Raw genomic sequence first — 25,459 nt, forward strand, 5'->3', positions numbered from 1 at the left:
CTCTCCTCCGGTCATCGCCGCGACGTCTGCAGCTCGGCGCGCAGCGCCGGAGTGAGCACCTGACCGGCCCGCTCGACGAGCAGGGTCATCTGGTAGGCGACCAGGCCCATGTCGCAGTCCGGCGCGGCGAGTACGGCCAGGCAGGAACCGTCGCTGATCGCCATCACGAGCAGCAGCCCCCGCTGCATCTCGACGACGGTCTGCGACACCGCGCCCCCCTCGAACACCCGCGCGGCGCCGACGGTGAGGCTGAGCAGGCCGGCGGCGACCGCCGCGAGCTGGTCGGCGCGGTCAGGCGGAAAGCCGTCCGATTGGGCCAGCCGCAGGCCGTCCGACGACACCACCACCGCGTGCGCCACGCCAGGCGTGCTGCCGACGAACTCGGTGATCAGCCAGTCGAACCTGCGTGCTTCCACGCTCAGCTCAGTCACGAGCCCTCCTCCTCTTTACCCGACCCTTCGGCGAGACCTCCGGCCGTCTGGGCCCGGCCTCGCCTTACACCCTGCTGGAAGCTGGACAGGCGGTTGCGCACCGCCTCGGCCGAGACCGGAGGGCGCGGGGCGGCGGCGGCAGGGCCGTCCGCGCCCACCGAGCCGGGCACCAGGTTGGCCTTCGGCGTGCGCTTCGGCAAGCCCGCCGCGGTCACGCCACCCAGCAGGGGGTCCCGGGCGCTCGCCGCGGCCTGGAAGCCGCTGTCGGCCCGGGACCGCCATCCGCCGGGGTCCGCGTCCTGCGCCTGGGGGGCGGAGACGGGCCCGGAGGCGGTGGCGGAGCGGGGCACCCTCGCGATCTCTCCGGTGCTCTCTCCGGGCTTCTCGTCGGCCTTTCCGGCGTCCGCCTCCGCGGCGGCCCGCGCGGCGGGCGCGGCCTGCGGGCCGGTGTCCGAGGGACGCCGGAACCACGCCGACTCGACCGAGGCGAAGATCGGCAGGAACTCCTCGCCCTGCTCCAGCGGCGACTCCTCCACCGACGGCAGCGGCCCGGTCGACGACGGCTCCTCCGCCGATCCCGCGGGCGGTACGGCCCCGGGGAAGGCGGTCGGCCCCGTGCTTGACGGAGACGGCGAGAACGCCGTCGGCCCGGTGCTCGACGGGGAGAACGCCGTCGGCCCGGTGTCCGACGGGGAGAAGGCCGTCGGTCCGGTGCTCGACGGAGACGGCGAGAACGCCGTCGGCCCGGTGCTCGACGGGGAACCCGGCTGAGGGAACGCCGTCGGTCCGGTGGTGCTCGACGGTGAGAAGGCCGTGGGTCCCGTGGACGCGCCCCGCTGCGGGAGTGCCGTCGGCCCGGTGGGCAGCGAGGGCCACGAGTGCTCCGAGCGGTCCTCGCCGCTCCCGCTCGGTGATCCCCCCTGCGGTCCCCATTGTGGCAACGCCGAGGACCCGGCGGGCGCCGGCGGCCACGACGACTCGGGCTGCTCGCCGAAGGCGGGGCGGCGGGGGTCGCCGTCCGGCGCCCCCCCGGGCAGGCCCGGCACCGAATACGGTCCCGAGTGCGGTCCCGAGTGCTCGGTGAACGCGCTCTCCCCGTACGGGCTCTCCGTGGGCGCGGGCGGCGCATCCGCCGTCGGCGCGCCGAACGCGGAGAACCCGCCCGCGCCGTTGCCTCCGGCGCCGATTCCGCTGAGCCCGTTCCCGCTGAGCCCGTTCCCGCCGGGGCGGTGTCCACTGGTCGCCGGGGACCTGCGGGACCCGAGGCCGCCGCCCGCCGCGTCGTTGCCGGGGCTCCAGGGCTCGAACGAACCGCCTCCCGGCGCGGGAGCGAGCGGGTCCGGCTCGGCGAACGCCTGCCGGGCCGGCAGTCCGGCCGCCGTCTGCCCGGCCGGGACGGAGGGACGCGGCATCACGGGCTGGTCGGCGTTGGAGATGAGCTGGGCGGGGAACAGCACCATCGCGATGACGCCCGCGCCGTCACCCCGGCGCAGCTGCACCCGGATGCCGTGACGCAACGCGAGGCGGCCGACCACGAACAGGCCCATCCGGCGGGACACCGAGACGTCGATCGTGGGCGGCTCGGCGAGACGACGGTTGATCTCCGCGAGCTCCTCCGGCGACATGCCGATACCCGCGTCGGTGACGCCGAGCATCACGGCGCCGCCCTCGACGGGGCTGCTGGAGACGACGACCTTGGTGTTGCGCGGCGAGAAGGCGATGGCGTTCTCGACCAGCTCCGCCAGCAGGTGCACGACGTCGTTCGCGGCGTGCCCGGCGATCGCGATCGTTCGGGGAATCCGGACGACGACCCGCTCGTAGTCCTCGACCTCCGACAGCGAGGCGCGGACCACGTCGACCAGCCGGGCGGGCTGGCTCCGCTTGCGCGGCGGCTCGTGACCGGCGAGGACGAGGAGGTTCTCACTGTTGCGGCGCATGCGCGTGGCCAGGTGGTCCAGCTTGAACAGGTCGGCCAGACGCCGGCCGTCCTCCTCGCCCCGTTCCAGGCCGTCGATCAGCGAGATCTGCCGCTCCACCAGTGTCTGCGTACGGCGCGAAAGGTTCACGAACATCGCGTTGACGTTGGCGCGCAGGCGGGACTCCTCCGCGGCCAGGCGCACGGCCTGCGTGTGGACCTCGTCGAAGGCCTGCGCCACCTCGCCGATCTCGTCGCTGCTGTCCACCGCGATCGGCTGCACGTGGGACTCGCGCCCGCTCTCCTCGGACTCGCGCATCTGCCGCACCATCTCCGGCAGCCTCCGCCCGGCGATGTCGAGCGCCTCCGCCCGCAGGCGGCGCAGCGGCCGGACCATCGACCGCGCGATGAGCACGGTCGTGGCGAGCACGAGCACGAGGAGTGCGAGGATCAGGCCGCCGGCGATGAGGGCGTTGCGCTGCTCGGCCGACTGCAGGTCGCGGGCGCGGTTCTGCACCAGCTCGGACACGCGGCCTTCGACGGCCGCCATCTGCTCGATGGCCTTGGTGCTGTCCTGGAACCACTGCTGGGCCGTCCTGTCCCTGCCGCGGTAGCGGTTGAGGGACTGGTTCTGCAGGCCGAGCGTGAGCGCCCACGACTTGGTCAGCTCGCTGTTGACCACATCCTTGTCGCCGAGCAGGGTGACCAGGCGGCTCGCCTCGGCCGCCGGGGCCTCGGTGTAGAACGTCGCGAGGTAGCTCTGCTGGCGCGACTGGGAGGCCAGGAAGTCCTGCAGCTCGAACGTGGTGAAGGTCTGGTTGCGCTCCAGCAGCTCACGGGTGAGGGTGGCCCGCTGCAGCGCCGCCTCCTCCTTGGCGTGGGCGAGAGCGCTGAGGGCGCGGATATTGCCCACGATCGCAGCGTTGTCGTCGTTGTTGCCCAGTTCGTCCTGCAGGCGCAGGACGTTGGCGATCACGGCGCTGTAATCCTCCGGCGCGCCGTTCTCGCGGATGCCCGCGAGGCTCGAGATGCGGCTCGAGAGCTGCTGGGCCTGCTCCACCGGACGCGTTCCGTAGTCCGCGTTGATGTTCTTGAGGTCGGCCTTCACCTGCTGGATCAGCGGGTCGACCGCCCCGCGCTGCTGGGCGCGGGTCACCTCGGTCTCCCCGTCGATGTTGAACTTGCGCTTGCTGTTGCCACCCCAGACGAACAGGTCGCGTTCGAGAGCCAGTTGCTCGGCCAGGTCCCGCAGGTGCACCGAGTATTCCGCCGCCGACCTGGTCCGCTGGTAGGCCGTCAGGCTGTCGATCGAACCCACGACACGGACGCCGGCGAGGAGCACGGCCACGATCGTCGGGGCGACGATCAGCGCGGTCAGGCGTGTGGGCACTCGCCAGTTGCGCGGCGAGAGACGACTCCGCCGCCTGCGGTTATCGGTATTCGACTGCTCCATGCTCACCGGCCCCGCCATCGTTCGGCCTGCCTTCACGCGTCTGGACAGCATGAAGTGACACAGCTGTATAAGCGGGGACAATTCGACCACAAGGTCACGACGGCGAGCGGCCCTACCCCTGCCGCAGCACCCCAATTGTTACCAAGAGGTGAGGATCGTTACCCCCCTCACCTGAGGGCCGCGAGCACGTGCTCTCGCACCTGGATTCGCTGCTGCTCATCGAGGAGGGGACGGCCTGTGCGATCCGCCACATAGAAGACATCCACCGCTTCTGCGCCCAGAGTCTCCACACGCGCGGCGCGTACGTCAAGACCGCATTCGCCGAACGCGCGGCCGATCCGCCACAGCAGGCCGGGCCTGTCGTGCGCCCGCACCTCCACCACGCTCGCGGTGAGGGACGCGTCGTCCACCAGGGTGACCCGGGGCGGCGCGACCGGCACCCGGGACGGGCGCATCGACCTCGCCCGCCGGGCCAGGCGCTGCTCGATGTCGAGCCGTCCGGCCAGGACGAGGCGCAGGTCGGCCTCCAGCGTCGCGGGGTCGGGCGGCGTGCCGTACTCGGGGACGACGACGAACTCGATGACGGCCGTCGACCCGGCGGACGCGGCGGAGGCGGAGCGGACCGCCATGCGGTGCGCCGCGAGCACCCCGGCCGCCCGCCACAGCAGACCCGGCCGGTCGGGCGCGACCACGGTGACCGCGCTGCCGTTCACGCGCACCGCGCCGCCGCCGTGCCGGGCGAGCGCCGCCTGCTCCGGAGAAAGGGCGGGCGCGGGCGCCGGCGGCGTGCCGGACAGCACCGACCGCACCCGCCGGACCAGGTCGGAGACCAGGGACGCCTTCCAGGAGTTCCACGCGGCCGGGCCGGTGGCGTTGCCGTCGGCCACCGCCAGCGCCGACAGCAGTTCGAGCACCTCCCTGGACCCGACGGCCGCCGCGACCCTGGAGATGGTGACCGGGTCGTCCAGGTCCCGCCGGGTGGCGGTCTCCGGCAGCAGCAGATGGTGCCGCACCACGGTCGCGAGGATCTCCACGTCGGCCGGGGGCAGGCCCATCCGGGCGCCGATGTCCCTGGCGACGATCTCGCCCGTGGTGGAGTGGTCGCCCGGCCAGCCCTTGCCGACGTCGTGCAGGAGCGCCGAGATCAGCAGCAGGTCGGGGCGGGACACCTCCCGCGTGAAGGCCGCGGCCCCGGCCGCGGTCTCGATGAGGTGCCGGTCCACGGTGTAGCGGTGGACGGGGTTGCGCTGGGGGCGGTGCCGTACGCGCTCCCAGTCGGGGATGAGCTTCACGAGCACGCCGGCCTGGTCGAGCTCCTCCCAGACCGGTACGGCCGCGCGCCCCGCGCCGAGCAGTGCGACCAGTGCCCCGCGCGCCTCCGGGGGCCACGGCACGGGCAGCGGCGGCGACTGGGCGGCGAGCGCGGAGACCGTCGCGGGCGCGAGCGGCAGCCCGGCCTCGGCGGCGGCCGCGGCCGCGCGCAGCACGAGCGTGGGGTCGGTGCGCGGGTTGGCGCCGCGGGCCAGCACGACCTCGCCGCCGTGCTCCACGACACCGTCGGCGAGCGGCCTGCGGCCACGGGGGGCGGGGCCGGTGAGCAGCCGGTCGACCGTCCGCCAGGTGGCGTCGAAGGCGTGGGAGACGGTCCGGCCCGCCTCGGCCAGGCGGCGCATCAGCGCCTCGGCGTCCAGCAGGCCCAGCGTGCCGGCGACCGCGTCCTGCTCCTGGAGCACCAGGCGGTCGGTGCCGCGCGCCGTGACGAGGTGCAGCCCGTGCCTGATGTCCAGCAGCAGTTCGTACGCCTCGCGGACCCGCGGGCCGGGCGCCGAGGCGACCCAGGCGGCGGCCACGGCCTGCATCGCCTGCACGTCGCGCAGCCCGCCCCTGGCGTCCTTGAGATCGGGTTCGAGCAGGAAGGCCAGCTCGCCGCCGGACTCGGCGCGCTTGTCGGCCGACGCGCGCAGCTCGGCCAGCCTGCGCCGGGAGTCCGCCCGCCACTCGGCGAGGACGGCCTCCCGCACGGCCCTGGTCAGCTCGGGGTCCCCCACCACGTGCCGCGCCTGGATCAGGCCCAGCACGGCCTTGAGGTCCTCCCTTGCGACCTTGACCGCCTCGTCCACCGTACGGACCGAGTGGTCGAGGCCGATCCCGGAGTCCCAGATGGGGTACCAGATGCGGTCGGCGATCCTCGCCACGTCGTCGCGGCCATTGTGCAGCAGGACCAGGTCGAGGTCGCTGCCCGGGGCGAGCTCGCCCCGCCCCAGGCTGCCGACCGCGACCAGGGCGACCCCGCTGATCCCGTTGGGGCCGGCGGGGCCGCGCTCCTCGGGGAAGCCGCCCTTCCCTCCCGATTCCCCCTCCCGCGCGTACGGCCGCGTGGCCGCCGTGCGGAACAGATCGGTGAGCCATCTGTCGATGTCCGCGGCCCGGTCCTTGCGGATCGCGGCGAACGAGCGTGCCTCCCCTCTCATCATCCGGTTACAGCGCCTCCGGCCCGCGCTCCCCGGTGCGGACCCGGACGACCGTGTCCACGGGGACCGACCAGACCTTGCCGTCGCCGATCTTGCCGGTCTGGGCCGCCTTGACGATGACGTCGATGACGTCCTCGGCGTCGTCCTCCTCGGCGAGGACCTCGACCCGGACCTTGGGCACCAGGTCGACCTGGTACTCGGCGCCGCGGTAGACCTCGGTGTGGCCGCGCTGACGGCCGTAGCCGCTGGCCTCCGAGACCGTCATGCCCTTGATGCCGTACTGCTCCAGGGCGGCCTTCACGTCGTCCAGTTTGAACGGCTTGATGACTGCGGTGATGAGTTTCATGCGTCGACCTTCTTCGCAGGCGCGGGCACGGGCCCGTTGACGGAGGCCACTCCAGAGGAGTGGACGGTGCCGAGGTCGTACCCGGTCTCGGCGTGGGTGGTGATGTCGATGCCGGTGACCTCGTTCTCCTGGTCGATCCGGAAGCCCATCGTCTTGTCGATGACCTTCCCGATGACGTACGCCATGATGAAGGAGTAGAGGCCGACCGCGACAGGGCCGAGGGCCTGCACGCCGAGCTGGGAGATCGGGCCGCCATAGATGAGGCCCTGGTTCTGGCCGTCCGCGAAGGGGTAGCGGGCGATGATGCCGAGCGAGACCGCGCCGATCGCGCCGCCGACCAGGTGCACGCCGACCACGTCGAGCGAGTCGTCGAAGCCGAGGCGATACTTCAGGCCCACCGCGTACGCGCAGACCGCGCCGGCGATGAGGCCGAGCACGACCGCCGCCCACGGGTCGACGAAACCACAGGCGGGGGTGATGGCGACGAGGCCGGCGACCGCGCCGGAGGCGACGCCGAGTGTGGTGGAGTGGCCGTCGCGCAGCTTCTCCACGAGGATCCAGGCGCCGGCGGCGGCGGCCGTGGCGACCTGGGTGTTCATGAACGCGAGACCGGCGGTGCCGTCGACGGCGAGCTCGGAGCCCGCGTTGAAGCCGAACCAGCCGAACCACAGGAGGCCGACGCCGAGCAGCACCAGGGTCAGGTTGTGCGGCCGCATCGGGTCCTTGCGCCACCCGGTCCGCTTGCCGAGCACCAGCGCGAGCGCGAGACCGGCGGCGCCCGCGTTCACGTGGACGACCGTGCCTCCGGCGAAGTCCTCGATGCCGAGGCCGGCCAGCCAGCCGCCGCCCCACACCCAGTGGGCCACGGGGAAGTAGACGAGCGTCGCCCAGGCGAGGCCGAAGACGACCCACGCGCCGAACTTCGCCCGGTCGGCGATCGCGCCGCTGATGAGGGCCACGGTGATGATGGCGAAGGTGAGCTGGAAGGCCGAGAACACCAGGCTCGGCATACCGGTGCCGTCGTCCTTGGTGGCCGTGTCGACGAGGCTCTGCAGACCCAGGGCGTCCCCGCCGCCGATGAGCTTGTTGACGACGTTGTCCCCGTCGCCGAAGGCGTCGAAGGCCAGCGAGTGGCCGTACAGGACCCAGGCGATGGTGACGGTGATGATGCTGACGAACGACATCATCATCATGTTCAGGACGCTCTTCGCCCTGGTCATGCCCCCGTAGAAGAACGCGAGCCCGGGCGTCATCAGCAGCACCAGAGCGGTGGCTGTGATCATCCAGGCGGTGGTGCCGGTATCGATCTTCACCGACGCGGCCCTCCTTACATTTGGCGTGTGGCCGGTTATCACTCCCGCAGTGACTTCCTCCCGGGCGACCTCGGCCGGCTGGCGCACTGACGTTGGCGACAGCGTGTTCTTCCGCCGTTTCAGCCCACGACCATGCGTGTTTCACATGTGTGAAACTCGCCACCACCGTGTTTCGGGCCGGTTTCGGACGTGCTGGGAACGACAAAACGCGCACCCCTGAAGGGGATGCGCGTCGTCGGCCCTCCGCTCGGGTCGATGCGACCTGCCGCAAAGAGCCGAGGGCTGCGTTCTATTCGTGCGCGCCACCGCCGGCCCTGACCGGACTGCCGCCCTCCGCTCCGAACGCCCTGGTCACAGCAGATCTCTGGCCGAATCGTAGACCTTTGCCAGCGCGGTCATCAGATGGCGGCGCTCGGTCTCGGTGAGACCGGCGGTGACCTTCTCTTCCAGGCTGCGGCGCTCGGCCTCGACGGGTCCCCGAAGCGCTCGGCCCTCGTCGGTCAGCCAGAGCCTCACGAGCCTGCTGTCGCGTTCGTCGCGGCGGCGGACGAGCAGGCCGGTGGCGCTCATCCGGGTGGCCATCTTGACGACGGTAGGCGTGGTGACGTGCAACGCGGCCGCGATCTCACCGGGTGTGCTGCCGTCGCGCTCCCACAGGGCCGCCAGCAGGTGATCCTGCCCCTGATGCAGGCCATGGCGGCGCATGGCCGTTTCTGCCAGCGCACGCAGCGCCTTCGTCGTCTTGCTGTGCAGGTCGAGGAACTCGGCCACCGCCACCTCCGGGCGACAGATCGATTGACGGCTAATCATTTACCGGCTAGCGTTCCTCCGTGCGTTAATCGCTAGACGGCAAACGATTAGGAGTGTCATGTTACTGGTGACCGGAGCCACCGGCAGAATCGGCCGTGAGCTGGTCCGCGAGCTCGACGCGAGGAACGCGGAGTTTCGCATCCTCGTCCGCGACCCCGCCCGCGCGGCCGACCTGCCCGCAAGCGCCGAGCGCGTGCTCGGCGACCTGGACGAGCCCTCGACGCTCGCCCCCGCCTTCGACGGCATCGACCGGCTCTTCCTGCTCACCCCGGGCATCGGCGTGGACCAGGCCGCGAACGCCGTCACCGCCGCACGCATCGCCGGAATGCGTCACATCGTGCTGTTGTCGTCCATCTGGGTCTTCGGAGATCCGGTGCCCGCCATGGGCCGCTGGCACCACGAACGTGAGCGACTTCTGCGGGCATCCGGCATACCGGCCACGATCCTGCGTCCTGGCGGTTTCATGACCAATGTCCTGGAATGGGTGCCGTCCATCAGGGAGGAGGGCTTCGTCCTCGACGCGATCGGGCCGGGCCGGTCCGCCCCGATCGATCCGGCCGATATAGCAGCCGTCGCCGCCCTCGCGCTGACCGAGAACGGCCATGAAGGCCAGACCTATACCCTCACCGGCGACGAGACACTCACCATCGCCGAGCAGGTCCAGATCATCGCCGCCACCATCGGCCGCCACATAGAGGTCCGCGCGGCCGCCACCCCTGAGGAGATCGTCCGGTCCCGCTACCCCAACGGCGCGCCGAAGCCCCTTGCCGACGCGATCCTCGAAGCCGCGGCACTTATGCGCGCGGACACGACCGGGGTCCGCACCGACACCGTGCGACACCTGCTCGGCCGCCGCCCCCGCACCTTCTCCGACTGGTGCGCCCGGAATGCGCACGCGCTGCGGCTCGACGGCGAACCCGAGTAGGGGCGGCCGGCAGACGGGACCGCCCCCTCTCCGCGTGACTGCCTGACGAACCGACAACGCCCACGGACGACCGCGGACACCGGCCTTCGTTACCTGGCCGAGCGCAGGCTTCGGGATTACGCGGCGCTGGCCATCTTGCGCAGCCGCACCAGCGCGTCGCGCTCGATGCGCCGCGCGCGGTCACGCCCGATGCCGTAGCGCTCCCCCACCTCGGTGAGGGTGTGCTCGCGGCCGTCCACCAGGCCGTACCGCCAGCGCAGCATCTCGCGCATCTGGCCCTCGAGGCCGGTCAGCCACTGCTCCAGGCGCTCCTTCTCCAGCGTGGCCATGGCCTGCTGCTCGGGGTCCGCCCAGGTCTCGTCGGCGATCATGTCGCCGAGCTCGGTCTCGTCCTCGTCACCCACGCCGAGCTGGAGGGAGACCGGGTCGGAGGCCCAGCGGCGCAGCTCCTGCACCCGCTCGATGGGCAGGTCGAGCACCTCGGCGAGGTCGGCGTCGGTCGGCTCGGCGTCGAACTCCGCGAGCATGTCCCTGCGCACCCGCATGAGCCTGGTCATCTGCTCGCCCGCGTGGGTGGGCAGCCGCACCGGCCGCGCCTGCTCGTGGATCGAGCGGCCCACCGACTGCCGGATCCACCAGGTGGCGTAGGTCGAGAACTTGTACCCCCGGCGGTAGTCGAACTTCTCCACGGCGCGGACCAGCCCGAGGTTGCCCTCCTGCACCAGGTCGATCAGCGGCATCCCCCGTCCGGAGTACTTCCTCGCCACCGCGACCACGAGACGCAGGTTGGCCTGGATGAACTCGTCCTTCGCCCGCCGCCCCGAGATCGCGATGCGCTCCAGCTCCTCGTCGGTCGCATCCGCGATCTTCGGCTCGCGCCGCCCGCTGTCGAGCAACTGCTCGGCGAACAACCCCGCCTCGATGCGCTTGGCGAGCTCGACCTCCTGCTCCGCGGTCAGCAGCGGGACCCGGCCGATCTCGGCCAGATACGTCCCCAGCAGATCCCGGTCAGAGACGTGCTGTTCCTGCGTCCGATTCCCCGTCGCCATCCGATGGCACCTCGTTCCGCCGCCGCGATATGCAATATGTGAGCCGGCGAACCGGACGTGTCCGCCCCGCTCGGCACGGCCCCCGGCTTCCTGCTCCTGACCCGGTCAACGGCCGGTCCATGGCAAAGATTCCCCAAATGGATACGCCCGGGGAATGGTTTCGTTTTCCTCCCTAAGGAGGATGCGAGGCCGCGAAGAAAGGCGATTACCCAGGTTACGAGGGCCTAAACGAGGCGGCGTCCCGCCCGCCACACCTGCGCCACCAGCGGCACTCCCGGCCGGTACGCGAGGTGGACGTACGACGGCGCCTCCAGGATGACGAGGTCCGCGCGCGAGCCGATGGACAGGGTGCCGACGTCGGTGCGCCGCAGCGCCCGCGCGCCGCCGCGGGTGGCCGCCCGCACGGCCTCCAGCGGCGTCATGCCCATCTCGCGCACGGCCAGGGCGACGCAGAACGGCATCGAGGTGGTGAACGAGGAGCCCGGGTTGCAGTCGGTCGCCAGGGCCACCGTGACGCCCGCGTCGAGCAGCCGCCGCGCGTCCGGGTAGGGCGACCTGGTGGAGAACTCCGCGCCCGGCAGCAGGGTGGCGACCACCCCGCCGGCGGCGAGCGCGTCCACGTCCGCATCGGTGAGATGGGTGCAGTGGTCGGCCGAGGCCGCGCCCATCTCGCAGGCCAGCCGCACGCCCGGCCCCGGTCCGAGCTGGTTGGCGTGGACCCTGAGCTGCAAGCCGACCTTGCGGCCCGCCGCGAGCACCTCCCTGCTGTGCTCCTCGCCGAACGCACCGCGCTCGCAGAACACGTCCACCCACTTGGCGTACGGCGCGCACGCCTCCAGCATCGGGCCGGTCACGAGCCGGACGTAGTCGTCGGCGGTCGTCTCCGGCGGGACGACGTGCGCCCCGAGGAACGTGGTCTCCTCGGTGAACTGGCAGGCGATCTCCAGGCTGCGGCGCTCGTCCTCCACGGTGAGGCCGTAGCCACTCTTGATCTCGAACGTGGTCGTGCCCTGCATGGTCATCTCCGAGACCAGCAGCGCGGTGGTGGACACCAGTTCCGGGATGGTGGCCCGGCGGGTGGCGGCGACGGTCGAGCGGATGCCGCCCGCGGTGTAGGGCCGTCCGGCCATCCGCGCGGCGAACTCCTCGGTGCGGTCGCCGGCGAACACCAGGTGCGCGTGGCTGTCCACGAATCCCGGGATGACGGCGCGCCCCTCCACGTCGACCCGCTCGTCGGCGGGCGGGGCGTCGGCGGAACGGCCGATCCACCGGACCACGCCGTTCTCGGCGACCAGCGCCGCGTCCTCGATCTCCTCTCGCCCGGGGTCCGCCGTGTACAGCAGCCCGATCCCCGTGAAAACGACTGATGTCATGCCGCTCGGCCCCACGTCTCCTGATCCTCGCCACCGCGTGAACGGCGCAAACCTCACCGGTGCAGCGGGGCGAGCGCGTCGCGAAGCAGGCCGCCGATGTCGCCGAGCACGTGCCGCCCGTCCTCCACGATCCGCCGCCCGCCGGCCACCACCGAGTGCACGTCGGCCGAGGTGGCGGCGAACACCACGGACTCCACCGCCGACGCCTTGGTGGCGCCGGCCGTACGGACCGAGTCGAGCCGGACGGAGACGAGGTCGGCCCAGGCCCCGGCCACCAGGCACCCGGCGTCGGGGAAGCCCAGCGACGCCTGCCCGGCGGCGGTCGCGGCGTGCAGGAGCTGCGCGGCGGGCCAGTGCCCGCGCTCGCCGGTGACCAGCCGCTCGTCCATCTCCACCGCCCTGGCCTCTTCGAACAGGTCGATGACCGCCTGGCTGTCGGTGCCGAGCGTGACGGGCGATCCGGCCTCCAGAAGCCTGCGGGCGGGGCCGACGCCGTCGGCGAGGTCGCGTTCGGTGGTGGGACACATGCACACGTGGGTGGTGGACCCGCCGAGCAGCGCCACGTCCACGTCGGACAGGTGGGTGGCGTGGACCGCGGTCGAGCGCGGCCCCAGCGCGCCGTGGTCGTGCAGCACCTGGACGGGCGTCGCCGAGTAGACCTCGACGCACGCCTCGTTCTCGGCCTGCTGCTCCGACACGTGCGCGTGCAGCGGCCCGGTGTGCCGGTGGGCGAAGTCGACGACGACGTGCATCTGCTCGGGGGGCACCGCGCGCACGGAGTGGATGGCCGCGCCGATCTCCACGTCCTCCTCGCCCTCGTGCGCCCGGGCGAGATCGTCGGCCCTGGCCGCCCAGCGCTCGGCGTCCCCGTCGCCGAAACGCAGCTGGGTGCCGGTGAGTGCGTCGCCGATGCCGCCGGTCAGATAGCAGGTGTCGAGCAGGGTGATGCGCAGCCCGGCCCTCCTGGCCGCCTCGACCAGCGCGTGGCCCATCGCGTTCGGGTCCGCGTACGGCCTGCCCCCGGGCCCGTGGTGCAGGTAGTGGAACTCGGCCACGGTGGTGATCCCGGCGAGCGCCATCTCGGCGTACGTCGCGGTGGCCAGGGCGAGGTAGCGGTCCGGGTCGAGCGCCTCGGCGGCCGCGTACATCCGCTCGCGCCAGGTCCAGAAGCTGCCGCGGCCGGTCTGGGTGTGGCCGCGCAGGGCGCGGTGGAAGGCGTGCGAGTGACAGTTGGCCAGGCCGGGCAGGGTGAGCCCGGCCAGGCGTACGGCTCCCGGGGGAGGCGCCGCCTCGGGCCTGATCTCCACGACGCGGCGGCCCTCGACGCCGACGACCACGCTCTCGACGACCTCGCCGGGCGGCAGCCACGCCATCTCGCACCAGTAAGTCACGTGCACCGGTCCTCCAGATGGGCGGCGTGGCGGTAGTGCCACTGTAATGAACGTCCGTCCCCCGCGCCTCGTGCGGCCGTCAGCGGGTCGGCCCCCCAGCCGGCCGTACGGTGATCTCGGTGACGTGGGCGTCGGGCGTGGCCGTCAGCGCGGCCAGCACGGCCCGCGCCACCGATTCCGGCTCCAGGTATCTTCCCGGCTCGTACGGCCCTCCCTCCTGGGCGCGGATGCCTCTTTGCATATCCGTGCCCACCCGCCCGGGGAAGATCGCGGTGACCCGGACGCCGTTGGCGTGCTCCTCCTCGCGCAGCGCGTCGCCGAACGCGCGCAGGGCGAACTTGCTCGCGGCGTAGGCGCCCCAGTTGGCGTTGGCCCGCTGCCCGGACCCCGAGTTGATCAGCACGACGTGCCCGCGGGCCGCCCGCAGCGCGGGCAGCAGCAGCCGGGTCAGCTCGGCGACCGCGATGACGTTGACCTCCATCAGCCGCCGCCACTCGTCGGCCCGGGTGTCGGCCAGGCTCCCGACACTGGCGACGCCCGCGCTGTGGACCAGCAGGTCGAGCCGGTCGATCCCCTCCACGTCCGCGGAGGTGAGCTCGGTGAGCTCCACCGCCCAGGGGCGGGCCGCCGGCAGTTCCCCGCACAGCGCGTCGAGCGCCGTGCCGTCCCGCCCGCCCAGGAAGAGTTCGTACTCGGGGGCGAGGGCACGGGCGATCGCCGCCCCCACGCCTCGCGAGGCGCCGGTGATCAGAGCCGTGGGTCGCATGGACCTCACCTTAGAGCCTGCTGACAAGGCTCGAGTGCTCGCGGGGACGGGGCCGTGGAGCGGCCCCCGGACGGCGCCAGAAGCCAGGCCGAGGCCGGGCGGATCTCCGCGTTCCGCCCGGCCTCGGGTTGATCGATTCAGATGGGCTGGGTCACGGGCAGTTGCCGATGTCGCTTTCGGCGGAGGCCAGGACGACGTTGGTCTTGGCCAGGCCGAGGGCGTCGACGGTGACGTGGACGGCGTTGACGGTCAGGCCCTTGTCGGGGGTGGTGAACGGCGTCTGCTCGTTGAGCACGAGCTTGACGACGCCGACGTTGACCGTGGTGTTGGGCTGGATGTCGGTGGGTTCTGCGATGACCACCGTGCCGCCGACCTTGAGGAAGGCGATCGTGGTGGTTCCGGTGGATCCGGCGCAGGTGGTGGTCGAGCTGGATTTGACGGCCCCGACGGTGATCACCGGGATGCCGGTGATCCCGATGGTGGTGTCGTCGATGGAGGCGGTGGCCACGGACTTGCCGGGGAATTCGGTGGTGGCGACCTTCGCGCACAGGGCGTGCGCGCTGATCAGTCCGCTGAGGCTGGCGGTGCAGGGCACCGAGGTCGTGCCGGTCGACGTGGTGGAGATGGGGCCGGTGTCGGGGGTGCGTGCGATGTTGACCAGCTGGATGCCGGCCAGGGCGGCGCCGGCGGTCAGGCCGTAGGCCCGTCCGGTCAGCTTCTGCGGAGTGACGGTGACCTGTTCGTCGCTGCACGGTGAAGTGACGGAGTTGTTGTCGTCGTCGCCGCTGTAGGTGGCGGTCCACCGGTAGGTGCCGGCCGCGCCGGTGGTCACGCCGCCGGACGCGGCGGTGCCGCTGCCGGACAGCGTCCCGGTACGCGTCGCGATGGGCGTCGTACAGCCCGTGTCGCCGGGGCCGTACAGCGTGAACGTGACGGTGCCGCTGGGGTGGAACCCACCGGAGACGGCGGCGGTGTCGGACACGACGCCGCCGGCCGGCACGGACCCCGACGGGGTGGTGGCGATGCCCGGGGTGGCCTTGACGACCTCGACCTGTTCGTCGCCGCACGCGGAGGTGACCGGGTTGTTGGCGTCGTCGCCGCTGTAGGAGGCCACCCACCGGTAGGTGCCCACCCCGCCCGCGGCGATGTTTCCTGACGCGGCGGTGCCGCTGCCCGACACCGTCCCGGTACGCGTCGCGATGGGCGTCGTACAGCCGGTGTCACCCGGCCCGAACAGCTGGAACGTGACGGTGCCCGTCGGGTGGAACCCGCCGGACAGGGTCGCCGTGTCGGAGACGTTCCCGCCGGCGGGCGCCTGGCCCGACGGCGTCGTGGAGATCGACGGAGTCACCTTCGGGACGTGCTCGGTGATCGTTTCGGTGAAGCCCGGCGACAGGACGCCGTTGAGCAGGAAGTCCACCTTGCAGGTGAGGGTGCCTCCCGGTGTGGCTCCGGCGCCGACGGAGACGACCTCGGTGAAGGTGGCGTCATCGCCGCTGGTCACCGTCCGGCTGCCCGGGGTCAGGGACACCGACAGATTCGGATCGCAGTCGCGCAGCTGGTGGGTGACCGTGACCGGCAGGTTGTGCAGGGCCGCCAGGATGGTGTCGCTGACCTGCGAGGCGTTGAGGCCGGAGAACAGCTGTCCGCCCGTGGCGTCGGTGATCGCGGTCGCTTGCCCGGTCGAGTCCAGCCCGGACAGGTCGAACGCGAGCACGGTGATGTCGGCCGCCTGCAGGGCGCTGATCGCATTGGCCAGCGTGTGGCCGTTGCTGGGGTCATGGCTGGGGGCGTCCCCGATCAGCAGCACGATCCTGGAGCTGTTCGGCCGGAAGCCGACCGCCCCGGACGCGACCTGGAACAGACCGTTGATGCCGTCCTCGGGGAGGTCGCCTCCGCCCGACGCGACCAGCGAGTTGAGACCGTTGGTGACGTCGGCCTGGTTGCCGGTGAGGTTCTGCGCCACCCGGAACGGCGTTGTGTCCCCCATGTCCTTGTACTCGGCGACCGCGAACTGCGCGTCCGGCTGCGCGGAAGCGACATTGGACAGGATGGTGTTCGCATTGGTCCGCACGTTCGAGATGACCCCGCCCATGCTCCCTGTCGTGTCGATCAGGAATGCGATATCCGGCTTGGGCGGGATCGCCGGAGTGGATACGGTTTTTGGGATCGTTTTCGATTCGCCCGGGGCCAGGTTCAGCGTCACGTCCGCCGGGGTGACCCCGGGCGCGGCGGACGCCGTCCCCACCCCGGCCACCAGCATCGCACCGGCCACCACCGCGCACACGGCGGCCCGTAAACTTCGCGTCATTCTCACGGTGTCATTCCTTCTGGTGCGGCGTTATGCCCTAACGAATTTGAAATCGCTGGCCATCCAGAATTTCCATGATTGCGCCACCCGGGACGCCCCCTCCTCACGTGTCGGCGCCTGCGGATACGAAATCGCATTGGGTTGACGACCCCGGTGACATTTTCAGCGCCGGCCGCTGATCAACGAGGGGGTGTGGCCACGGTCATATGGTGACCGGTCGGCGAATAGATGTAAATAGGCAACTTACGGCAAGTTCCCGGCTGGCCACATTCGGCCACTCCTCGCCGATGAGAGGCGCCGCGAGCAGCGATCTCTGCCGAGACTTTCTTCAGGTACGGCCGGCTAAATGAGCGATCCTCAGTTTTCCACCGCAGAAAAAGAACGGCCGTTTCCAGCACTCCGGACCGCCTGAATCGCGGTTATGAGCATCGCCGCAGAGTCGGCCGGCAGCCCCCACCCATTCGGCATCAATTGGGTCCGACGGATACGACCGCTTCCGGTCATTAATCCGGCATCCCGGCGAGGCACAAGCACAAATCCGCGGCCGTGTAAACAGGGTTTCCCGGCCGTCGAATCGCCTCACCGCTGCGGGCACAGCGTCTCGGGAGTGGGACGCTCCAGGGGCAGGGCGTAGCGGTGGTGCGGGTAGCGGTGGTCGGCCGGGCGCGGGCGCACGGTCTACGCCGTCACGCCCGAGGGACGGGCCGAGTTCGACCGGCGGCTGCGCGAGCACTGGTCGGAGATCATGCCGATCGTCGACCCGTTCCAGGTCGCGCTGACGTTCATGGACCGGCTGCCGAAGGCCGGCCTGCCGGCGGTCGTACGGGAGAGGACCGAGCGGCTGCGCGCGGGCTTCGCGAGCTTCGAGCGGGCCCGCGACGCCAAGCGCGCGGCGGACGCCCCCGCGGCACGTGGACGAGTGCCTGGCGTTTCGTACGGCCTGGCCCTGGCCGTGCGGGACGAGAACGGCATGTCGCAGATCCTGCAGTTCTTCGCGCTGCCGCTGATCCTGTTCACCGGCATCCTGCTGCCGATGTCACTCGCCCCGCAGTGGATGCGGACGGTGGCCCAGGTCAATCCGCTCTACCACGCGGTCGAGGCCGGGCGGGCGCTGTTCGCCGGCGACCTCGCGGGCGGCCACGTGGCGCTCGCGTTCGCCCTGATGGCGGTGCTCGCGGTGCCCACCCTGGCCTGGTCGGTCCGCTCCATGCGCCACCTCGCCGGCTAGGCGCTCTTGAGGAAGGCCAGCAGGTCGTCGTTCAGGGCGTCCTTGTGGGTCACGAACAGGCCGTGCCCGCCGGTGGGGTACTCCTTGTAGACCGCCCCGGGGACGAGCGCGGCCGTACGGCGGCCGGTCATCTCGACCCGCGCCGACATGTCGGCGGCGCCGTGCACGACGAGCGCGGGAACGGTGATGGCGCGCAGCCCGTCCCGGTGGTCGGCGTGGTAGATCGCCTCGAACACCCGCGCCGTCGCCCACGGCGAGGTCGACAGGCACTGCGCGATCGTCCAGTCGACGAGCGCCGGGGAGACGTCGTTGCCGAGGTGCGTGGCGAACCACACCTGCGCCTGCCGGGCGAACCACTTCGGCCGGTCGGTCGCGAACTGGGCGAGCGTGGCCCGCAGCCCCTCCTCGGGAGCGCCCTCCGGGTTGTCCGCGGTCCGCTTGAGGAACGGCAGGACGGCGGAGACGAACGCGACCCGGGCGACCCTGTCCTCGCCGTGCCTGGCCAGGTAGCGGGCGATCTCGGCGCCGCCCGCCGAGTGCCCGACCAGGGTCACGCGGCGCAGGCCGAGGTGCTCGATCAGCGCGGCCACGTCGTCCGCCAGGGTGTCCAGGTCGTAGCCCGTCGAGGGGCGGTCGGAGCGGCCGTGCCCGCGCCGGTCAAGCGTCACGCACCGGTAGCCGTGCTCGACGAAGAACGGAAGCTGGTACTCCCACATGTCGCTGTGCAGCACCCAGCTCGCCAGGAAAAGGATCGGCTCACCCTGCCCGTAGTCCTCGTAGGCCAGCCGCGTGCCGTCAGCGGTCTCAAAGAACATCAGCACTCCTCAGGTCTCGGCCGAACACGTCCAAGCCTGGAGGACCGCATGAAAAAGATCGATTACGTGAGAGGTAAGCGGCGGGGCGCCCGGCCGAACCGGCCGGGCGCCCCGCCTCCGACCCGGGTCACCGGACGCGCCCGCACGCGCGATGGCTCCGGCAACCGGGCGGTGGTGAAGGAGAGGTTACGCACCTGCGACGTTCCCGGTTCCCGGTCGAAAGAAGCTGTGGCCCGGTGTAAGGGCTGCTCACGGCTTCGCCATCGGCGTGTGATCGCGGGCCCGCCGGTCAGGACGAGACGAGGAACTGCGTGGCGGCGAGCTCGCGGTAGAGCTCGTCGGCCGTCACCAGCTCGTCGTGGGTGCCCCAGGCCCGCACGCGACCGGCCTCCATCACCACGATCCGGTCGGCTCCGGTCACGGTGGACAGGCGGTGGGCGATCACCAGGACCGTCGTCTCGCGCGCCACCTCCGCCACGACCTCCCGCAGCCGCATCTCGTTGACCGCGTCGAGCTGGGAGGTCGCCTCGTCGAGCAGCAGCAGCCTGGGCCTGCGCAGCAGCGCCCTGGCGATGGCCACCCGCTGCCGCTCGCCGCCAGACAGCAGGATGCCGCGGTGGCCGACCGGCGTCTCCAGTCCCTCGGGCAGCCGTTCGACCAGGTCGTCCAGGCGCGTACGGGCGAGGGCGCGGGCGACCTCCTCGTCGGTCGCGCCGGGCGCGCCGAAGACGAGGTTCTCCCGCAACGTGCCCGCGAGCACGGGGGCGTCCTGCTCGACGTACCCGAGCATGGCCCGCAACTCGCCGAGCGGCCAGTCGCGGATGTTCCGCCCGCCGACGGTGATCGTCCCCTCCTGCGGCTCGTAGAACCGCTCGATGAGGCCGAACACCGTCGACTTGCCCGCGCCCGAAGGGCCGACCAGCGCGGTCATGCCGCCGGCCGGCACCTCGAACGTCACGTCGTGGTGGACCTCCGGCCGGTCCTCGCCGTACCGGAAGACGACCCCGGTGAAGGTCACCCCGACGGGCTCGCCGCCGGCCCGCGCCACGGGTGCGGCGGCGGGCTCGGTGCGCATCGTGGCGATCTCCTGGATGCGGGTCACCGCGGCCAGGCCGTTCTGGATCTGGGTGAGGCTCTGGATGATCTGGCCGATCGGGGAGACCAGATAGAACAGGTACAGCAGGAAGGCGATCAGGGTGGAGATCTCCATCTCCCCCGACGCGACCCGCGCGCCGCCCACCCCCAGCACCGCGAGGAACGCGAGCTGGACCGACATCCAGGCGCCGATCCCGGCCAGCGAGGTCCACGCGGCGGCGGCCACGCCGCGGTCACGCGCCTCGACGGCCGCCGCGCCCACCACCGCGGTCTCCCGCGCCTCCGCGCCGCTGGCCTTGACCGTACGGAACGCCTGGAGGGCGCGGTCGAGCATCGAGCTCATCTCGCCGAGCGCCACCTGCGCCTGGAGCGAGGCCCGCCGGATGCGCGGGGCGATGGCCACGCCCATGACGGCGACCAGGCCGACGACCGCGAGCGTGACCCCGAGCAGCAGGCCGTCCATGATCGCCATCATCACGGCGGCGCCGAGGAACATGAAGACCGCCCCGACCAGGGACGCGAGCGCGTCCGTGCACACGGCCCGCAGCAGGGTGGTGTCGGAGCTGACCCGCGACAGCAGATCGCCGGGCTTGAGCCGGTCCACGTCGGAGACCGTGAGCCGCAGGATGCGGTCCACCAGTCCCCGTCGCGAGTCGAGGACGATCGTCTCGCCCATGCGTTCCAACAGGAACCGCCCGGCCGCCGAGATCAGCGCGCCGGCCAGCACCGCGGCCGACAGCCCGAGCACCGGGCCCGCCAGCGCGCCGCCCGCGCCGAACGCGTCGATCACCCGCTTGGCCATGACCGGCATGGCGAGTCCGGCGAGGCTACCGACGAGGCTGAGCAGGCCGCCCAGCAGGAGCACCCGCCGGTGGGGGCGCACCTGGTCGAGCAGCAGCCGCCAGGAGGCGCGCTCCCCCAGGGACGCCTTCGGCCGTGACGCGGGCCGGCCACCGTCAGGGCCGTCGCCGTCCGTCCCCATGGAGCCCCCTTCGCGCGAACCCGGCGTGCGATCTTCCGGAGACCCTAGTTCACCGGAAACGCCGGCGCGCACGGAGATTTCGCCGGTTCGGAAATGCTCACCGGACGATCAACACACGTCCCGATAGGGCGTCCCCGGCAGGTAGCGCGCCCATTCCTCCGCTGTCAGCGTCCGGCCCGCCCGCGCGCACACCTGCCGCGCCACGAGCTCCCCGCCCACGGGCAACTCGAACAGGTTCCCGTCCTGGTCGGCCACGTACAAGCGCGTGCCGTCGGCACTGAACGCCGCGATCAGGCCGAGGCCGGAGAGCAGCGGGACGGCTTCGCCCAGCCGCCGGCCGGCGCGCACGTCCCACAACTGCACCGTCCCGGTGCCGCTCACCGAGGTGAGGAGGTCGCCCCGCGGCGAGAAGTCCAGTGTGTCGAACGGCTCCATCGTCCCGTGCAGCGTGGGCGGCACGGGAGACGGGCCCCTGGTGTCCCAGAGGAAGATCCGGCCCGTGCGCCCGCCGACGGCGATCAGGTCGCCCGCCGGACTGACCGCGAAGGACGCGGCGGGGCTGAACGCGGTGCCCCGCTGCCGGCCGGTGGCCGCGTCCAGGATCCGTCCGTCGCCGCGGACGATCGTCCGCCCGTCGGCTGCGAAAGCGATGTCGTCGGCCGGTTTGTCGATCGGGACGTCCACGATCACGTGACCGGTGCGCGCGTCCCATTCGAGCAGACGGCTCCCATACGACTCGGTGCCGCCGTCCACCTGCCCGAGCGTGGCCGCGAAGATCCGGCCGTCCGGGCTGAAGGCGCGGCCGTGCACCACGAGACCGAGCCGCGTCTGGTAGCTCCACAACGGTTTGCGCCCGGCGACGTCCCAGGCACGCACCCGATTGCGGGATTCCGTGCTGATCACCATGGTCCGGCCCGTACGGTCGAAGACCGCGTCTCCCCAGCCGGCCGTTCCCGGCAGCGACCCGGCCGGTCGCAACCGGGACACATCCCACAGCCGTAGGGGGCCGGGTTCCTCCGGTGCGATCGCCAGCCAGCGGCCCCCGGGGCTCAGCTGCATGGTGTAAACCTCGCGCTGCGGGCGTACCGGCTCGGCCCGTGGCCGGATGTCCAGGCTGACCACGGCCTCCTTGAGGAGGAAGCGCAGGGTGCGCCCGTCGGGGTCGAGGCGCAGGTCCGCCACGTCGTCCTCGGCCTGGTAGGTGAACACCTGCCGGTGGTCGCGCACCCGCCAGACCTTGACGGACCTGTCGGCGAACCCCGCCAGGTAGCGTCCGTCGGCGCTGAACCGCAGCCCCACGCTCAGGGCGTCGGCGGGCTCGTAGGTCCCGCTCTCGGTCCAGACCCAGGCCTCGTCCCCCGCCCCGGTGACGCGCCGGCCCGTTACGGCCGAGACGAGGGTGATCTCCCGGCCTCCGCAGGCCAGCGACGCGCCGTCCGGGCTGAAGGCGACCGTTCCCAGCCTTCCGGGGCAGGCTCCCCGGAGCCCCGGGTCGCGCTCCTGTCCGGGCAGCCGCCGCACGTACAGCCCGCCGTTCGGATCGGGCATCGCGGCGATCCGTCCCGAGCGCGGCACGACCGGCAGGTCGGCGGGCCAGCCGCTCTCCGCCGCCCTGCCGTACGTCCTGCCGTACGTCCGGCCGTTCACGAAGTCCCAGACGAAGCCGTTCGTTTCCTCCGTCACGGCGACCTTCGACTCGTCGTCCGTGAACCTGATCTTCCCTCCCAGTCGCGCGCCGGGGACGACGAGTTCGGCCCTGACCCGGCCGGTGCCCAGGTCCCGCACCGTCGCTTTGGCCGTGGTGAGCATCGCGAGGTACCTGCCGCTCGGGCTGAACGACACGTCGCGCAGGGGGTCGGAGCGCAGGCCCGGCACCGGGATCCGCCGGATCAGGCGCCTGCCCCGCACGTCGTGAAGGCTGATGCCGTCGTCCGACACCGTGACGGCGGTGCGCCCGTCCCGGCTCAGCGCCCGCGGTTCGCCGTCGGACGGGCGGTAGACCGCGATCTCGGGCTGATAGAGCGAGGACATCAGGCTCGACCGGGCCTCGGAGCCGCCGTCGAGACGCCAGGCCGCGACGCTCAGCAGCATGGCGGCGGTGGGGTCGGTGGTCCGCAGGCTCCCGGCGCGCAGCGCCGCCTCCCGGCCGTTCGCCCGGTCGCGCTGCGCGGAGATCTGGTCGCGCTGGTAGGCCGCCAGGCCGCCACCGGCCAAGGACAGCACGAGCAGCACGGCCAGCGCCGTGGTGAGCAGGCGGCGGCGGTGGGCCCGCCGCCGGGTCAGCGCGGCCGACGCGTCGAGGAACTCGCGTTCCAGGGCGTTCAAGGCGAGACGTCGGCGGCCCGTGGCCGCCCAGCCCACGGCCGCGTCGAGCCGACTGCCCTGCAGGAGATCGGCGGGACGGCGGCCGTGCGCGGCCCACTGCCGGGCCCGCAGCCGGATCTCCGCGTGGACGGGCAGGCCGTCCCACTCCTCATCGAGCCAGGCACGCAGCCTCGGCCAGGCACGCAGCAGCGCCGGCCGGGCCAGGCCCACCTCCCCGTCCCTCCGGGACAGCAGGTAGGCGAACACCCGCAGGACCTCGCCCGATCCGGGCGGCAACTCGTCCTCAACGGCCCTGCGGGTGGCCAGCTCGCCGTCCGGGCCAACCCCGACCAGCCGTAGAAAGATCTGCGGCACCAGGTCGCGCTCCGCCGGACCGAGCGCCTCATAGGCGTCCTCGGCCAGCGCGCCCAGGGCGGGCTCGCGATCGCCCTCCGCGTGCACCGCCCGCGCCGCCCGGCTGCCCTCCGCGAGCAGCCGCGCCATGTCCACCCGGGAGCCCCCGCTGATCAACGCCATCAGCAGGTCCCGTGCGGACGGGCGGGCTGCCGGTTCCTTGACGAGGGCCGCGCCGACCAGCGGCCGAAGCGACTCGGGCAGCACGGACAGGTCGGGGTCGGCCGACAGCACCCGGTGCATCACCCCGCCCAGGCTCTCCGCCCGGAAGGGGTCCTCTCCCGTGGCCGCGAACAACATGACCCCGCCCCAGGCGAACACGTCGGCGGGCGAGCCCGCGCGCAGCCCGGTGAACACCTCCGGCGCCATGTACGTCGGCGTTCCGGCCACCAGCCCGGTGCTGGTCAGCGACATCTCCAACGTCCTGGCGACCCCGAAGTCGATCACCCGGGGGCCGTCCGGGCCGATCAGCACGTTGTCGGGCTTGAGGTCCCGGTGAATCACCCCCGCCTCGTGGATCGCCGTGAGCGCCGTGGCGATCGCCGTCGCGAGCCGGTGCAGGCCGTCGCCGGCGAAGACCTGCCCTTCCTGCACGGCCCGGCGCAGACTCCGCCCCTCGACATACTCACTGACGATGAACGGCCTCGGCCCGTCCAGCTCCGCGGCGATGACCGGCGCGGTGCAGAACGACGCCACCCGCCGGGCGGCCGCGGCCTCCCGCCCGAACCGCTCCCTGAGTTCCGGGTCCGCGGCGGCGTCACCGTGCAGCACCTTGACCGCCACCCGGCGGCCCCCACCGTCATACGCCTCATACACGACACCCTGACCGCCCGCGCCCAGCCGCCCGGCGAGCCAGTAGTCCCCCAGCCGCTCCGGATCCTCCGGCAGCAGCGGCCCCGTCATGCGTCCATCCCTTGTGCCGACACGTGGCATTGGACGCCACCGCGCGCGCATGGGTTCTGCCGAATCCGCGGCGCGTACGCGACCTGTGGCCGCGCGGCGAGGGCTTGCGCCCGAAATCGATAAGGTTGCGGAGGAAAAGGCCGGTGCGCGCGGGAGTTTCGCCGGTTCGGATCAGTCCACGTCCGGGACGTCGAGGTCGAACTCGGCGTCGCCGTCGTCGACGCGGCGCAGCTTGATGTCCTCCGCCCAGGCGTACGCGAAGCGGCGCACGGCGGCGACGCCCTCCTCGTCCAGGCCGCCGAACGCCTCGTCGGCCGGCAGGTCGACGGCCTCCAGCCGCTCGACCAGGTCCTCCACCCGCCACTCGTCGTCGTACCGGGCCCCGAGTTGTTCGAGCAGGCGGAAGGAGTACAGGCCGGACACCGAGGCCACGTCGGCGAAGTCACGCGGCAGGCCCCGGTCCTGCAGGGCGCGGACCTTGAGGCCCACGGCGTCGTCCAGGCCGAGCACCCGGCAGGGGCCGATGTCGGCGGGGCGGTCGCGCAGCGGCTCGCGGAGCAGGGCGACCTCGCACGCCTGGCCGGTGATCTCGTCGGTGACGACGACGCGGCCGATGCGGGTCCCGGCCTCGCACACCTCGGCCGACAGGCCGGTGCTCCCGAACGCCTCGGCCAGCGCCGCGCCGATCTCCGCCAGCGGGGCCTCGCCGCCGGTGGCGAAGGTGAGGTCGTCGACGGGACGCGAGGTACAGCCGTGCGCCAGCAGCGCGTAGCCGCCCGCGAGCAGCAGTCCGTACCGGTCGAGGACGGGCCGCGCGTCCTCGATGAGGCGCAGGTGGAACGGCGGCGCCGGGAAGGCGGAAGACGCGGTCACCACTTCAGTATCGCCCGCGCACCCACCGTGATGATCCCTCATCCCGGCACCCCGTAGAACAGGCGGATGTCCCGGATGGTGTCCATGATCTCGTACCAGGTCAGGCACAGGGCCGCCTCGGCCTCCTCGCCGCGCGCCTCCGCCGCCATCAGCCGGTCTCCTGTCAGCAGCGCCGCCTCCCGTTTGACCTGAGCCGCCATCCGTTGGAACACGAACCTCTCGCGAGACTCCATTGCCGCCCCTCCCCGCCCCCCAGCACCTCGTGCATATCCTCAAATACCCACAGAACCG

Annotated in this window: 19 protein-coding genes; 3 read left to right on the forward strand and 16 right to left on the reverse strand. The window is 72.2% G+C overall.

All coding sequences use genetic code 11. The features are described 5' to 3' along the window. Nucleotides 1-11: 11 nt before the first annotated feature. The 6 genes from FLW16_RS12940 to FLW16_RS12965 form a co-directional block, all read right to left on the reverse strand. On the reverse strand, nucleotides 12-431 hold the full coding sequence (locus FLW16_RS12940; protein WP_142560254.1) for a roadblock/LC7 domain-containing protein: 420 nt from the start codon (nucleotides 429-431) through the stop codon (nucleotides 12-14). Then, nucleotides 428-3,736 (reverse strand): nitrate- and nitrite sensing domain-containing protein, encoded by a 3,309-nt coding sequence (locus FLW16_RS12945; protein WP_185949392.1) that lies wholly within the window; start codon nucleotides 3,734-3,736, stop codon nucleotides 428-430. Before FLW16_RS12945 ends, FLW16_RS12940 begins: the two co-directional genes overlap by 4 nt. A 230-nt stretch (nucleotides 3,737-3,966) precedes the next feature. After that, nucleotides 3,967-6,273 (reverse strand): [protein-PII] uridylyltransferase, encoded by a 2,307-nt coding sequence (locus FLW16_RS12950; protein ID WP_260615217.1) that lies wholly within the window; start codon nucleotides 6,271-6,273, stop codon nucleotides 3,967-3,969. 4 nt (nucleotides 6,274-6,277) lie between these two features. After that, nucleotides 6,278-6,616: a P-II family nitrogen regulator gene (locus FLW16_RS12955; protein WP_142560256.1), complete on the reverse strand. Its 339-nt coding sequence runs from the start codon at nucleotides 6,614-6,616 to the stop codon at nucleotides 6,278-6,280. Then, nucleotides 6,613-7,929: an ammonium transporter gene (locus FLW16_RS12960; RefSeq protein WP_142560257.1), complete on the reverse strand. Its 1,317-nt coding sequence runs from the start codon at nucleotides 7,927-7,929 to the stop codon at nucleotides 6,613-6,615. The genes FLW16_RS12955 and FLW16_RS12960 overlap by 4 nt, the downstream gene beginning before the upstream one ends. Before the next feature lie 351 nt (nucleotides 7,930-8,280). Continuing rightward, entirely contained in the window at nucleotides 8,281-8,700 is a 420-nt protein-coding gene (locus FLW16_RS12965) for a MarR family winged helix-turn-helix transcriptional regulator (protein WP_142560258.1), read from the reverse strand. Between the two features lie 97 nt (nucleotides 8,701-8,797). Between FLW16_RS12965 and FLW16_RS12970 the strand changes: the two genes are divergently transcribed. After that, a complete protein-coding gene (locus tag FLW16_RS12970) occupies nucleotides 8,798-9,664 on the forward strand; it encodes an NAD(P)H-binding protein (protein WP_142560259.1) in 867 nt (288 codons plus the stop codon). Between the two features lie 116 nt (nucleotides 9,665-9,780). Here the strand turns inward: FLW16_RS12970 and FLW16_RS12975 are convergent, their stop codons facing one another. The 5 genes from FLW16_RS12975 to FLW16_RS12995 all read right to left on the reverse strand — a co-directional run bounded on the left by FLW16_RS12975 (nucleotide 9,781) and on the right by FLW16_RS12995 (nucleotide 16,338). Next, nucleotides 9,781-10,713, reverse strand: a complete 933-nt coding sequence (locus FLW16_RS12975) for an RNA polymerase sigma factor RpoD/SigA (protein WP_142560260.1) — start codon at nucleotides 10,711-10,713, stop codon at nucleotides 9,781-9,783. A gap of 224 nt (nucleotides 10,714-10,937) precedes the next feature. Next, nucleotides 10,938-12,086, reverse strand: a complete 1,149-nt coding sequence (hutI, locus tag FLW16_RS12980; protein WP_142560261.1) for an imidazolonepropionase — start codon at nucleotides 12,084-12,086, stop codon at nucleotides 10,938-10,940. A 53-nt stretch (nucleotides 12,087-12,139) separates the two neighbouring features. Next, nucleotides 12,140-13,483 carry a formimidoylglutamate deiminase gene (locus FLW16_RS12985; protein ID WP_142560262.1) on the reverse strand — a complete coding sequence of 448 codons (1,344 nt, stop codon included), beginning with the start codon at nucleotides 13,481-13,483 and terminating at the stop codon, nucleotides 12,140-12,142. Nucleotides 13,484-13,556: 73 nt separating this feature from the next. After that, nucleotides 13,557-14,243, reverse strand: a complete 687-nt coding sequence (locus FLW16_RS12990) for an SDR family oxidoreductase (protein WP_142560263.1) — start codon at nucleotides 14,241-14,243, stop codon at nucleotides 13,557-13,559. Between the two features lie 151 nt (nucleotides 14,244-14,394). Then, a complete protein-coding gene (locus FLW16_RS12995) occupies nucleotides 14,395-16,338 on the reverse strand; it encodes a vWA domain-containing protein (protein WP_185949393.1) in 1,944 nt (647 codons plus the stop codon). Nucleotides 16,339-16,348: 10 nt separating this feature from the next. On the opposite strand from FLW16_RS12995, the gene FLW16_RS43620 reads away from it, so the two are divergent. Continuing rightward, nucleotides 16,349-16,699 carry a hypothetical protein gene (locus tag FLW16_RS43620; RefSeq protein WP_185949394.1) on the forward strand — a complete coding sequence of 117 codons (351 nt, stop codon included), beginning with the start codon at nucleotides 16,349-16,351 and terminating at the stop codon, nucleotides 16,697-16,699. Nucleotides 16,700-17,299: 600 nt separating this feature from the next. Beyond that, nucleotides 17,300-17,782: an ABC transporter permease gene (locus FLW16_RS13000; RefSeq protein WP_142560265.1), complete on the forward strand. Its 483-nt coding sequence runs from the start codon at nucleotides 17,300-17,302 to the stop codon at nucleotides 17,780-17,782. Here the strand turns inward: FLW16_RS13000 and FLW16_RS13005 are convergent. The 5 genes from FLW16_RS13005 to FLW16_RS13025 form a co-directional block, all read right to left on the reverse strand. Next, nucleotides 17,779-18,597 (reverse strand): alpha/beta fold hydrolase, encoded by an 819-nt coding sequence (locus FLW16_RS13005; protein ID WP_142560266.1) that lies wholly within the window; start codon nucleotides 18,595-18,597, stop codon nucleotides 17,779-17,781. The genes FLW16_RS13000 and FLW16_RS13005 overlap by 4 nt on opposite strands. A gap of 289 nt (nucleotides 18,598-18,886) precedes the next feature. Continuing rightward, a complete protein-coding gene (locus FLW16_RS13010; RefSeq protein ID WP_142560267.1) occupies nucleotides 18,887-20,674 on the reverse strand; it encodes an ABC transporter ATP-binding protein in 1,788 nt (595 codons plus the stop codon). Nucleotides 20,675-20,782: 108 nt separating this feature from the next. Further along, complete coding sequence (locus FLW16_RS13015) at nucleotides 20,783-24,295, reverse strand: WD40 repeat domain-containing serine/threonine protein kinase (protein ID WP_185949395.1); 3,513 nt, start codon at nucleotides 24,293-24,295, stop codon at nucleotides 20,783-20,785. A gap of 171 nt (nucleotides 24,296-24,466) precedes the next feature. Then, nucleotides 24,467-25,168 (reverse strand): hypothetical protein, encoded by a 702-nt coding sequence (locus FLW16_RS13020; RefSeq protein ID WP_260615218.1) that lies wholly within the window; start codon nucleotides 25,166-25,168, stop codon nucleotides 24,467-24,469. 38 nt (nucleotides 25,169-25,206) lie between these two features. Then, nucleotides 25,207-25,401 carry a hypothetical protein gene (locus FLW16_RS13025; RefSeq protein WP_142560269.1) on the reverse strand — a complete coding sequence of 65 codons (195 nt, stop codon included), beginning with the start codon at nucleotides 25,399-25,401 and terminating at the stop codon, nucleotides 25,207-25,209. Nucleotides 25,402-25,459: the final 58 nt, after the last annotated feature.

The sequence above is a fragment of the Microbispora sp. KK1-11 genome, from assembly GCF_006874435.1.
Lineage (GTDB): Bacteria > Actinomycetota > Actinomycetes > Streptosporangiales > Streptosporangiaceae > Microbispora > Microbispora catharanthi.

What these genes read in the sequence shown, in the direction of transcription:
- FLW16_RS12950 (WP_260615217.1), bottom strand. Translation starts at nt 6,273, where the DNA reads ATGATGAGAGGGGAGGCACGCTCGTTCGCCGCGATCCGCAAGGACCGG.
- FLW16_RS12955 (WP_142560256.1), bottom strand. Translation starts at nt 6,616, where the DNA reads ATGAAACTCATCACCGCAGTCATCAAGCCGTTCAAACTGGACGACGTG.
- FLW16_RS12970 (WP_142560259.1), top strand. Translation starts at nt 8,798, where the DNA reads ATGTTACTGGTGACCGGAGCCACCGGCAGAATCGGCCGTGAGCTGGTC.
- FLW16_RS12975 (WP_142560260.1), bottom strand. Translation starts at nt 10,713, where the DNA reads ATGGCGACGGGGAATCGGACGCAGGAACAGCACGTCTCTGACCGGGAT.
- hutI (WP_142560261.1), bottom strand. Translation starts at nt 12,086, where the DNA reads ATGACATCAGTCGTTTTCACGGGGATCGGGCTGCTGTACACGGCGGAC.
- FLW16_RS12990 (WP_142560263.1), bottom strand. Translation starts at nt 14,243, where the DNA reads ATGCGACCCACGGCTCTGATCACCGGCGCCTCGCGAGGCGTGGGGGCG.
- FLW16_RS12995 (WP_185949393.1), bottom strand. Translation starts at nt 16,338, where the DNA reads ATGGGCGGGGTCATCTCGAACGTGCGGACCAATGCGAACACCATCCTG.
- FLW16_RS13000 (WP_142560265.1), top strand. Translation starts at nt 17,300, where the DNA reads ATGCCGATCGTCGACCCGTTCCAGGTCGCGCTGACGTTCATGGACCGG.
- FLW16_RS13005 (WP_142560266.1), bottom strand. Translation starts at nt 18,597, where the DNA reads ATGTTCTTTGAGACCGCTGACGGCACGCGGCTGGCCTACGAGGACTAC.
- FLW16_RS13010 (WP_142560267.1), bottom strand. Translation starts at nt 20,674, where the DNA reads ATGGGGACGGACGGCGACGGCCCTGACGGTGGCCGGCCCGCGTCACGG.
- FLW16_RS13015 (WP_185949395.1), bottom strand. Translation starts at nt 24,295, where the DNA reads ATGACGGGGCCGCTGCTGCCGGAGGATCCGGAGCGGCTGGGGGACTAC.
- FLW16_RS13025 (WP_142560269.1), bottom strand. Translation starts at nt 25,401, where the DNA reads ATGGAGTCTCGCGAGAGGTTCGTGTTCCAACGGATGGCGGCTCAGGTC.